At 68.7% G+C, this 11,023-nt stretch carries 11 protein-coding genes; 7 read left to right on the top strand and 4 right to left on the bottom strand.

Features of this window, described 5'->3' with window-relative positions; genetic code table 11:
- The coding region (gene fxsT / locus AC08OP_RS13235) for an FxSxx-COOH system tetratricopeptide repeat protein (protein WP_476614464.1) at window positions 1-2,049 on the top strand (2,049 nt) is incomplete at its 5' end.
- An 88-nt stretch (window positions 2,050-2,137) separates the two neighbouring features.
- Here the strand turns inward: fxsT and AC08OP_RS13230 are convergent.
- From AC08OP_RS13230 to AC08OP_RS13220, 3 genes are all read right to left on the bottom strand, one after another.
- Window positions 2,138-2,527 carry a hypothetical protein gene (locus tag AC08OP_RS13230; RefSeq protein ID WP_476614463.1) on the bottom strand — a complete coding sequence of 130 codons (390 nt, stop codon included), beginning with the start codon at window positions 2,525-2,527 and terminating at the stop codon, window positions 2,138-2,140.
- A gap of 87 nt (window positions 2,528-2,614) precedes the next feature.
- The gene (locus AC08OP_RS13225; protein WP_476614462.1) at window positions 2,615-3,466 is read right to left on the bottom strand and encodes a trypsin-like serine peptidase; all 852 of its coding nucleotides are present in this window, start codon (window positions 3,464-3,466) and stop codon (window positions 2,615-2,617) included.
- Window positions 3,467-4,060: 594 nt separating this feature from the next.
- Window positions 4,061-4,402: a cytochrome P450 gene (locus AC08OP_RS13220; RefSeq protein ID WP_476614461.1), complete on the bottom strand. Its 342-nt coding sequence runs from the start codon at window positions 4,400-4,402 to the stop codon at window positions 4,061-4,063.
- Window positions 4,403-5,070: 668 nt separating this feature from the next.
- Between AC08OP_RS13220 and AC08OP_RS13215 the strand changes: the two genes are divergently transcribed.
- Window positions 5,071-5,391 carry a putative quinol monooxygenase gene (locus AC08OP_RS13215; RefSeq protein WP_476614460.1) on the top strand — a complete coding sequence of 107 codons (321 nt, stop codon included), beginning with the start codon at window positions 5,071-5,073 and terminating at the stop codon, window positions 5,389-5,391.
- A gap of 135 nt (window positions 5,392-5,526) precedes the next feature.
- The gene (locus tag AC08OP_RS13210; RefSeq protein ID WP_476614459.1) at window positions 5,527-6,399 is read left to right on the top strand and encodes an NAD(P)-dependent oxidoreductase; all 873 of its coding nucleotides are present in this window, start codon (window positions 5,527-5,529) and stop codon (window positions 6,397-6,399) included.
- Window positions 6,400-6,517: 118 nt separating this feature from the next.
- On the opposite strand, the gene AC08OP_RS13205 is transcribed toward AC08OP_RS13210, so the two are convergent.
- Window positions 6,518-7,087 carry a hypothetical protein gene (locus tag AC08OP_RS13205; protein WP_476614458.1) on the bottom strand — a complete coding sequence of 190 codons (570 nt, stop codon included), beginning with the start codon at window positions 7,085-7,087 and terminating at the stop codon, window positions 6,518-6,520.
- A gap of 821 nt (window positions 7,088-7,908) precedes the next feature.
- Between AC08OP_RS13205 and murI the strand changes: the two genes are divergently transcribed.
- The 4 genes from murI to rdgB all read left to right on the top strand — a co-directional run.
- Window positions 7,909-8,811, top strand: a complete 903-nt coding sequence (murI, locus tag AC08OP_RS13200; protein WP_476614457.1) for a glutamate racemase — start codon at window positions 7,909-7,911, stop codon at window positions 8,809-8,811.
- Window positions 8,808-9,554: an MBL fold metallo-hydrolase gene (locus AC08OP_RS13195; RefSeq protein WP_476594308.1), complete on the top strand. Its 747-nt coding sequence runs from the start codon at window positions 8,808-8,810 to the stop codon at window positions 9,552-9,554. Before murI ends, AC08OP_RS13195 begins: the two co-directional genes overlap by 4 nt.
- 81 nt (window positions 9,555-9,635) lie before the next feature.
- Window positions 9,636-10,379: a ribonuclease PH gene (gene rph / locus AC08OP_RS13190; protein ID WP_476614456.1), complete on the top strand. Its 744-nt coding sequence runs from the start codon at window positions 9,636-9,638 to the stop codon at window positions 10,377-10,379.
- On the top strand, window positions 10,376-11,023 hold a 648-nt coding region (gene rdgB / locus AC08OP_RS13185), incomplete at its 3' end, for an RdgB/HAM1 family non-canonical purine NTP pyrophosphatase (protein WP_476614455.1). The genes rph and rdgB, both read left to right, overlap by 4 nt.

The following is an 11,023-nucleotide window of genomic DNA, read 5'->3' as shown; positions in this document are numbered from 1 at the left end:
ACCCAGTTGGCCGTCGAGTACGCCCATCGGCATGCCGCCGAGTACACATTGGTCTGGTGGATCGACGCGGAACAGACCCTCCTGGTCGGCGAGAAGTTCGCCGCGCTCGCGGGCCCGCTGGGTCTGTCGACCGATGGAGCGGTATCCGACATCGCGGCCATCGTGCTCGCCGCCCTGGGCCGTCGGGTGGGGTGGCTGGTGGTGTTCGACAACGCCGAGGATCCCGTCGCCTTGCGGGACTGGCTGCCAAGCGGACCGGGCCATGTGCTGATCACGTCCCGGAAGCCGGGCTGGGAGGCACTCGCCGCCGCGGTCGACGTGGACGTGTTTGAACGGGCTGAGGCGGTGGCGTTCCTGACCCGCCGTCTTCCCGGCCTGGACGCGGCGGTAGCCGACGCGCTGGCTGCCGAGTTGGGTGACCTGCCCCTGGCGTTGGCGCAGGCCGCCGGCTACCTCACCACGACCCGGACGGATCCGGCCGGTTACCTCGCGAAGTTCCGTACCCGGCGTACGACGCTGCTGGGCAAAGGGGGCGATCCCCTCTATGCCGGCACCATCGCCACCGCCTGGTCCATGGCCCTGGAACGGCTGCAGGCCGACGCCCCGGCCACCGTGCAGCTGCTGACGCTGGGCGCGCTGCTGGCTCCCGAACCGATCCCGTTGGCCCTGTTCGATGACCATCCCGATCTTCTCGACGGCCCGTTGGCGCAGGCGTGCGCCGGTACCCATCCCCAGCTCGACCTCGACGATGTGGTCGGTGACGCGCTGGCCTACTCCCTGGCCCGCCGGAGCGGGGACACGATTCAGCTGCACCGCCTCGTCGGGGCAGTCATCGCCGGTCAGCTGCCCGAGGAACGTCGCGACGTCCTGCGCGGCGTGGTGGTGGCCCTGGTGGAGGCCGCACTGCCGGATGAACCCCACCGGTCCGGGACGTGGCCTGTCTACGCCATGCTGGTCCCCCACGCACGTACCGTGTTCCGTCCGGACCGTCCCGGCGTCCTGAAACTGCTCGAGTATCTCGACGCCAGTGGTGGCTACCGGACGGCGAAGATCGTGCAGGAGGACGTCCACAACGACACCGTGACACGGCTGGGCGCCGAGCATCCCGCGGCTCTGCGTACGCGTGCCGCCGTCGCCAACTGGACCGGGGAAGCGGGGGATCCGGGGGGCGCGCGCGACATGCTCGCGGCGTTGCTGCCCGTCTGCAGCCGGGCCCTAGGCGCGGACGACCGGCAGACTCTGCTGGTCGCGGCTCGTCTCGCGGACTGGACCGGGCAGGCCGGCGACTGGCCCGGCGCGCGCGACCTGTGCCTGTCCATCCTGCCCCGGTGGCGACGCGTCGCGGGTGAGGATGATCCGGAGACCCTGTATGTCTGGGCGAATCTCGGGTTCTGGACCGGGCAGGCCGGCGATGTGGCGGGCGCGTGCGCTCACTACGCCGCGTTTCTGCCGATCAGGGAACGAGTTCTGGGATCGGAACACCCGGATGTTCTCGAATCTCGTGACCAGTACGCCCGTTGGATCGGGGAGGCTGGGGATCCCGTGGCCGCGCGCGACCTGTGCTCGGCGCTGCTCACCGTCCACGAGCGGGTGTCCGGCGCGGAGCATCACGGCACGCTGTGGGTCCGCACCAACCTCGCCTGGTGGACCGGCAAGGCGGGTGACCCTGCCGCCGCCCGCGATCAGTACGCACAGTTACTGCCGATCCGTGAGCGGGTCTCGGGTCCCGAGCATCCCGCGACCTTAGTCGCCCGGGGTAACTTCGCCTATTGGGTGGGTCAGGCGGGAGACCCCGCGATGGCCCGTGACCAGTACGCCGCCCTGCTCCTGATCCACCGGCGGGTCCTCGGCCCCGGCCATCCGGACACGTTGCTCGACCAGCGCAACCTCGCCCACTGGACCGGTGAGGCGGGGGATCCCGCGGGTGCCCGGGACCAGTTCGCCGCGGTACTGGCGCTGTTCGAACGGGCGTTGGGACCCGAGCACCGCGAGACCGTGGCCGCCCGCACCGAGCTCGCCGTCTGGACCGCCCGGTGCCAGCCGTCGTAGGGCAGGGCGGTGCCCCCTTCGGCCTTGGGCGGGCGGCCTTGGGCGGGCTGGTCCGGGGCTGAGCAGGGGAACGCGGCTGCGATCCTGGTCAGCGGCGAAGCGTCAGCGTGCCGTCCCGGACGGTTCCGGCCAGTGTGGTTTCGCCGGTCCAGGTGACTCCGGAGGCATGCTCGGGACTCGGTAGGTCGGCCAGGTCCAGTCCGACAAGCCGCAGTGCCGGCCGGCCGCACTGCGGCGGGTAGGAACCGGCGAGCCCGGTGCACAGGTAACTGGCCCCGTCCGGCCTGATGAGGACGTACCCGCGGACCGTCACCTGCCGGTCGGGCGGGGCGGCGAGCGCACCCGCCACATCCAGCACCCTGCCCGGTGCCGGCCCGGTCGGTTCCGCCGGCCCGGCGTTGATCGGACCGGCGCACCCGACGAGCACGCAGAGCAGGAGGGAGAGAAGGGGGAGGGAGAAAGGGGGGAGGCGTGTCACGGCGCCCTCCTCCGGCGCGATGAAAATCACGGTAAATTCGAAAAAAAGGGGACGCGCATTTCCCGCGTCCCCCCGGCTGTGGCCAGCCTACAGATTCGCGGTCGCGTAGTACAGGTCGCGCACCTCGTTGCCGAAGTACGGGCCGTTCCACTTGTACCGGACGCCGTTGGCGTCCCAGAACACCCAGCTGTTGACGGAGTCGAGGTATCCGAACGTTCCGTCGAAGTCGTCCAGCCAGGGTCCGCCGCTGGCACCCTCGGTCATGTTGCAGTTGATACCGACGAAGCCGCCGTCGTTGTACGTCGTCCCACTACAGTATTGCAGGGAGAGCCCGTTGAACGGCGCCCGAGCTGGGTAGCCGAACTGGTAGACATACTGCACCAGCGGGAAGTTCCATTCGATTCCCTGACCACCGACGACGTTGACGATGTGCTGTCCTGAAGCGTTGGTGTTCAGCACTGCGACGCCGAAGTCGTAGGCACGGTTGGCGTTCTGCACCCAGCTGCTCCAGCTCCAGAGCTGGCGCGCGGACCACACGCCGTAGGGCGCGTTCCCGTTGTTGTAGCGCGGGACGAAGACCCAGTTGGTGAACCAGGCCCCGCCGCCGCCCGGGTTTACGCAGTGGCCGGCGGTGAACACCAGGTTCTTGCCGCCGCTGTTGACGGTGCCCCCCGAGCAGGAGTAGCTGACGCCGCTACTGTCGGTGAAGAATACGCGTCCGGACGTGGTGGCCGGCGGGCTGGTCGTCGAGCCGTACCAGGGTGCCGCGGTCGGCCCGAAGCCCGGCCCGCCGCCGGCTGTTCCCGGTGCTGTTCCCGGTACGGGCTCAGGGACATGCGGGTTCACCCGCTCGGCCGGGCCGCCGCGCACCGCCGGCCCCTGTTCCTGGACTTTGCCGCTATTCGCCTTGCTCGGGTCCACCGGCTTGGCCTCGCGCATACGATCTGACGTCCAGAATGTGGACGCCTCCCGTGCCCTACCGTTGGCTATGTCCGGCCCGGCGACCGGTCCGGCCTTCGCCGCACCCGACCGGGCTGCTGCGCCACCCGGATCCGCGACCGCCGGAAGGCCGTAGCCAAGCCCGACGGTCAGGGCTGTCGCAGCTGCAAGCGCAGCCGAACGGGACCATGTGAGACGAGATTTCACTCCGCGCCATCCTCGATTCTGCATTACCGGTCCGACGTCGTATCGAACTCGGCACGCATCGTGGCAGGAGTGCGGAACAATCGGGCTTGAAACCACTGACGACACGCCGGGCTCCATGTCCGCGCCGGCGACGGAGATCGCGAGAATTCACCCGATGACGGCATTCATGCCGCACACCGGCCGTTCAACCGATGCCCTCCATTCGAGGCTGGAACCGCGCCCTCGCCGACTGGTCCCTGCGACGGACTGGTGGCAGCCGGTCAGCCGACCGCCACCAGGGTTCCACCCAGGGAAGGAACGACGACCTGTCAACGTCACCATCAGCGGCCCACGTCAATGCTTGTGCATATCCGCCGTACAGCACGCGTCCCTCCCCCGCGTCGGGCGCTATCGCTCCGGAGCGAGGCGCACGGGTAGGACATCCCAGCCGTAGACGATGAAGGAGGAAACCTGATCCAGTCCCTTCTCGACCGGACTGATATCAGGGAAACGCTCGAAGAGAGCGGGCAGGGCGTAGCCGGCCTCCAGATGCGCGAGAGGAGCGCCGATACACCGGTGGACGCCGACACCGAACGCAAGATGATCATTTTCGTCGCGGCTCGGTTCGAACAGATGGGCGTCGACGCCATAGTGGTCGGGGTCATGGCCGGCCGCGACAAGGTTGGGAAGGATGGCGGACCCGGCCGGGATGGTCACAGAAAAGACCACGCCCGGCGGGGTCGATGGCATACGGCTGGACGTAGACCATGCAAGTCTCCTGAATCGTCAGAGTAACAGGGCGCCGATCTTGCCTACGTCCCGTCGGAGTGCGGTGCAGCGGCCAGCCGTCAAGGGATTTCCGTTCACGAGCCAGTGCACACGAGTCTCTCGAATTTGAACTACGAGTCGATGGAAGAAATCAGGCTGTGGCCCGCCTGGCGCCAATCGCTATGCTGGCCGGGTGGCACGTCCCGGTCCGCGGCGCCGGGGACCTGAGCGCGACGCGGGTCGCCTCGGCCAGCGGGAGCTATCTGCCGCGGAGCAGATCGATTCTCAGCAGACCCTTCTACCATTCGGCGGCATCGCGACATCACCGCGCTCCGCCTCGGAAAATTCCTCTCTCCGACCGGGAGACCATGCCCGCCATCCACCAGATCCAGCCTTGAGAGAATACCATCGGGTACCGTTCATGACGCTCATATCGGCTTTGATCGACAAAATCTGCTGTACATCGGCATCCTGCCGTCAAGGTCCGGATGGCCCGTCCCGGGCTGCACAAGGCAGCCGATCTCAGGCCGCACCGATGTGGCCAGGCTCTCAGGCCACCATTAGAGCGATCTCCTGGATACGGTAACAGTACGTCGCGAAGCGACAGCGCCCCGCCATATCCCTGTCGCAATACCTTGAGGAGGAGATCCATGTTCGGTCTGACGGTGCGGTTCGAGGTACGCCCGGACACGGCGGACGCGTTCGACGCGTTGGTGGCCGAGACGGTGCCGCTGATCGCCGCCCACGAACCCGGGACCTTGATCTACACTACCCATCGGGTGGCCGGCGACGACAATGCCCGGCTCTTCTACGAGCTCTACCGCGACCGCGAGGCGTTCGAGGATCATGAGAACCAGCCGCACATCCACCACTTCGTCGCCGAGCGGCAGGATCTGCTCACCGGTCCCCCGCGTATCGAGTTCATCACACTGACCTCGGGCACCGGGCTTCCTACGATGACAGGCGCCTGAGAACCCGGCACCTGCCGGTCCGTTCTTCACACGCCCTGGGCCGGAGCCGCTGATGCCGCTTGGCCCAGCCCAGCCCAGCCGGGCAGGAAACCCGCGTCGGCGGACCGTCCGCCGACCAGGCCAGGAGGGTGACGCATGAAGATCGGTTTCATCGGACTCGGCGGAATGGGCAGCGCCATGGCGCGCAATCTGATCGACGCCGGCCACACCGTGCTGGCCTGGAACCGCTCACCGGATCCCGTCACCGAACTGGCCGCCGCCGGTGCGGTCCCCGCCAGCATCTCCGAGGCGTTCGCCACCGGAATCGTCCTCAGCATGCTGGCGGACGACCAGGCCGTCACCGATCGCCTGCTCGATCCGCGGGTGCTGACCGCCGCGCCGGCCGGAGCACTGCATGTGAACATGGCCACCGTCAGCACCGCGCTGGCGATCCGTGCTCGGCGTGAGCACGCCGAGCACGGGCTGCGCTACCTCGCGGCTCCCGTCTTCGGCCGGACCGACGCCGCCCGCGCCGGCAACCTCACCATCGTGACCAGCGGCGATCCGGACGCGATCGCCGAGGTTCAGCCTCTGTTCGACGTCCTCGGCCGGCGAACCTGGACGGTCGGCGACGCGCCGGAACACGCCAACCTGGTGAAGATTCTGGGCAACTATCTAATCGCCTGCAGCATCGAGGCGATGGCGGAGGCGAGCGCCGTCATCGAGGCCGGCGGGATGAACCCGGCCACGTTCATCGAAGTACTCACCGACAACCTGTTCACTGGCCCGGTCTTTACCGGCTATGGCCGCATGATCGGAAACCGGGATTACGAACCCGTCAACTTCCGTCTCCCGCTCGGGTTGAAGGACGTCCAGCTCGCGCTGGCCTCAGGGCTGGAACGGAACGTTCCGCTGCCCTTCGGCGGCGTGCTGCGGGACGCCTTCGTCGACGCGCTGGCGCACGGCCAGACCGACCAGGACTGGGCCGCGGTGGCCGAGACGGCCCGCCGACGCGCCGGGCTCGCCTGATCCACGGCGCCGGGCCGCCACTGCACCGCACTGCACCGACCTCAACGAGCGCAGCACGGACGGGATGTACCTGGCCGAGGACTGTACCCTTGGCCGATCGGTTCCCGCATGAGCGTCACTACGGCTGGCGGCTGTCATCGTGGTGCTTCTCTGGCTCCGCCGGCACCGGGCCGGACTGCGTGGCCCGGTGATGCGGTCCGGTATCGGCGGACAGCAGGCCGGGCATGGACGCTCCGGTAAGGGCGGGCGGCGAGAAACCCGCGCCACGGCGGGCCGCGGAACCATACCAGCGGTCGTCGTCGAAACCGCTCTCGTCGTCGCTGCCGTCCGGACCGTCCCCGCCGGCGTAGTCCCAGCTCGACGACCAGTTGTCCGACGAGGACTCGACGGAGGCATCGGAGGCGTCCGAACTCGCCCAGTCGAACTCACCACGACCGAACACGAACGAGCCACCCATCGGACGATTCTCCGGTATTGAGCGGTGCACGGACACCGACGCCGACGCCGAGCCGACGACACGCGGGATCACAAGCCAGGCAGTGATGTTGACCCCCACGACGACGAGGATGATGACAATCGGGACCAGATAGCTGTACTCAGGCGGCAGCATGACGGCAAGCGCCGTCAACCCTCCCACCAGGAGGGCGACGCCCGTGGAGATCGCCGCGAGGAGCCGGGCCATAGGCATGTTCCTATCGCCGTACGGCCAGCGACGCCCCCGATCGACGTCAACCCGACAAGCCAGGAGGACGGTTTGGTGACGTGCATCCCGCTTGCACCGTCCGTCCTCACATCATGGGCCGATCTCAAATGCTCGGAGAGCCACCCGACCGCGGCCCTCCGTATGTGTGGCCACGTGCTGACGCCCCCCGCTCCCCCTGGATGGCTTCACGGCTGGACGACAGCAAGACCACCGCATGACGTCAGCGTAGAAGCGACGTCAGCGTAGAAGCACGGGGCGACATCGGGAATCACGTCGCATCGGCACCCGGAGACGGCCCGGAGACATCGAGGATGCGACTGGGGTGCCGCGGATCGGGGACGGATGGGAACGACCCGGACACCTCAGCCGCGTCCTCAACATACCTGCTCGATAGCTAGTAGTCACTGATCGATTACAGGCAGTTCTAGCCTACACCCCGTTTGGCGCGCCTGTACCCGTATGGCGTACCCACCCGGGCACGGCTCCTCGTGGACGATCGACAGACGGACCACGCGTTTCCCGCGATACATCGACGAAAGATCGCGTTCCGGACCGGGCGGAGGTCATCGGGCGATCCAGCGGACCGGGACGATCCCGGATGTCGAACCGGCCACACCCCGGCTCCTCGCGGCACGCGGACGCCTTCACCTGGGTAAACAACGAGGTATGACGCACAGCGATGCGCCCAGCTCAGCGGGGCGAGATGATCCTATGTCGGACACGCGAGGACTGTCCGGGATCGGACAATGGTTCCGTGACAACAGCCACAGGGTGAGCATCGGGTTTCCGGCTTAGTCTGATCGCTCATGAGCGGCGCGCCAATCGGGGTGTTCGACAGCGGGGTGGGCGGTCTGACTGTGGCGCGCGCCATTCTGGACCAGCTCCCGCATGAGCCCCTGGTGTATCTCGGGGACACCGCTCGGGCACCCTACGGCCCGCGGCGGATCGCCGAGGTGCGTCGCTACGCGCTCGATGCCCTCGACCGGCTCGTGGACGAGGGCGTGAAACTGCTGGTCATCGCCTGCAACACGGCAAGTGCCGCCTGCCTGCGCGACGCCCGGGAGCGTTACAACGTACCGGTCATCGAAGTGATCATGCCGGCGACTCGCCGGGCGGTCGCGGCGACCCGCAGCGGGCAGGTAGGCGTCATCGGCACGCTGGCGACGATTGCCAGCCGCGCCTACGACGACGCGTTCACCGCCGCCGCGGGCGTGGAGCTGACCGGTGTGGCCTGCCCGGCGTTCGTGGACTTCGTTGAGCGGGGTATCACCTCTGGGCGGCAGTTGCTCGGCCTGACCGAGGCGTACCTCGCACCATTGCAGGAAGCCGGCGTAGACACGGTGATACTCGGATGTACACATTACCCACTGCTGACAGGGGTAATCGGCCTCGTGATGGGAGAGGGCGTCACCCTGGTGAGCAGTGCCGAGGAGACGGCCAAGGACACCTACCGGGTACTCGTCCGGCATGGGCTCTTCCGCGATCCGGGCCTTCCGCCGCCCACGCACCGGTTCCTCACCACGGGTGATCCAACCTTGTTCAGCCGGGTGGGACGCAGGTTCCTCGGCCCCGAACTCGTCGGCGTCGCGGCGGTGTCCCCGCCTGTTCCCGCCGCGCGGGCCACAGTCACGCCTCCAGCCGCCTGGGCCGCCCGAACCGGGGCGGACCAGGAACCCTCCTCCCAGCAGAGCCCGGTGGTGCCACGGTGAAACTGACGATCCTCGGCTGTTCGGGCACGTATCCCGGCCCGACGTCGGCCTGTTCGTCCTACCTCGTCGAGTCGGACGGGTTCCGGCTCGTCCTCGACGCGGGCAACGGGTCCATGGGTGAGCTACAACGGCACTGCGACCTGCGTGAGATCGACGCGGTGCTGCTCAGCCACCTGCACGGCGACCACTGCCTGGACCTGGTGGCCAACTCCTACGCGCGGCGGTACCATCCGGAGGGCATGCCGCCCAAGCTCCCGGTCTACGGCCCGATCAACACCCAGGAACGGCTGTGCGGAGCGTTCGAGAAATGGCCGGACGACAGCCTGGCCGACATCTACGACTTCCGGACCATCGGCGCCGGCTGCCTGCACATCGGGCCGTTCCGGATCGATCTCACCCGGGTGGCCCATCCAGTGGAGGCCTACGGCGTCCGCCTCACCGCCGACGATCGGGTACTGACCTACTCGGGCGACACCGGGGCGTGTGACCGGCTGGTCCGCCTCGCCACCGACAGCGATCTCTTCCTCTGCGAGGCGTCGTTCCTCGATGAGGAGGACAACCCCCCGGACCTGCATCTGACCGGCCGGGAGGCCGGCGAGCACGCCCGGCGAGCCGGTGTGGGCCAGCTCGTGCTCACGCATCTTGTCCCGTGGGGGAACGCCGCCCGTTCCGAGGAGGAAGCGGCCGGCGTGTATGACGGCCCGCTGACCCTCGCGAGCCCCGGCACCGTCTACGAACTCTGAGAACTCTGACGGACCGCACCTCCGCACCTCGGCGCGACCTCGGCGCGCGGCCGGGTCGCCCTGGGCCGATAGTGTCGCGTCGTGATACGAGCGGATGGCAGGAGACCGGACGAACTCCGGCAGGTGACGATCCTGCGGGGATGGCAGGAGCATGCGGAGGGATCCGCGCTGGTCAGCGCGGGCCGGACCAGGGTGCTGTGCGCGGCCTCGGTAACCACGGGGGTCCCGCGCTGGCGCAAGGGCAGCGGCCTGGGCTGGGTGACCGCCGAGTACTCCATGCTTCCACGGGCCACCGACACCCGTAACGATCGCGAGTCCGTGCGCGGCCGCATCTCCGGGCGGACCCACGAGATCTCCCGGCTGATCGGCCGCAGCCTGCGTGCCTGCATCGACCTGAAGGCCCTCGGCGAGAACACCATCGCGATCGACTGCGACGTGCTGCTCGCCGACGGCGGCACGCGCACCGCCGCGATCACCGGCGCCTACGTCGCGCTGGTCGACGCCGCCCGCTGGCTCGGCCGGCCCGGCACGATCACCACGAGCGTCAGTGCGGTCAGTGTCGGCGTGGTCAAGGGCGAGGCGATGCTCGACCTGGCCTACAGCGAGGATTCCACCGCGGACACCGACATGAACGTGGTGTGCACTGGGGCGGACGGTTTCGTCGAGGTCCAGGGCACCGCCGAGGGCACCCCGTTCGACCGGACGATGCTCGACAGCCTGCTCGACCTTGCAGTGCGTGGATGCGCCCAGCTCACCGCGATCCAGACCGAGGCGTTGCGCGGCCCGGTTCCGGCGGGGCCTCCTCGCCCGGGAGGTGCTCGATGAGCGCCAAACACCACGGATCGACCCGGACGACGAAGGTGGTCCTCGCCAGTCGCAACGAGGCGAAGCTCGCGGAGCTGCGCCGCCTCCTGGTGGCCAGCGGCCTGGCCGTGGAGCTGGTGGGCCTGCCGCCCGGCAAGGAGGTACCCGAGACCGGGACGACCTTCGCTGAGAATGCGCTGATCAAGGCGCGGGCGGCGGTCGCGGAGACCGGGCTGCCGGCGGTCGCCGACGACTCCGGGCTCGCCGTCGACGAGCTGGCCGGGATGCCGGGGGTGCGTTCGGCTCGATGGTCGGGCCGGCGCGACGGCACCCGGGTCGAACGGGACACCGCCAACAACACCCTGCTGCTCGCGCAGCTTGACGACGTCCCGGCCGACCGGCGCCACGCCGCCTTCGTCTGCGCGGCGGCCCTGGTCACCCCGGACGGCATCGAACGGGTCGCCCACGGCGAGCTACGTGGCACCCTGCTGACCGAACCTCGCGGCGCGGGCGGCTTCGGCTACGACCCACTGTTCCTGGCCGACGGTCAGACCCGGACGAACGCCGAACTGTCCGCGGCGGAGAAGGATGCGATCAGCCACCGCGGCCGAGCCTTCGGCGAACTGGCCCTGATCCTCGGCGAGGTCCTCGCTGCCCCACTCACC

The sequence above is a fragment of the Frankia sp. CeRuru1 genome (assembly GCF_977966315.1).
The sequence above is the reverse complement of the archived record's forward strand: the minus strand, read 5'-3'. Positions and strand labels throughout refer to the sequence as shown.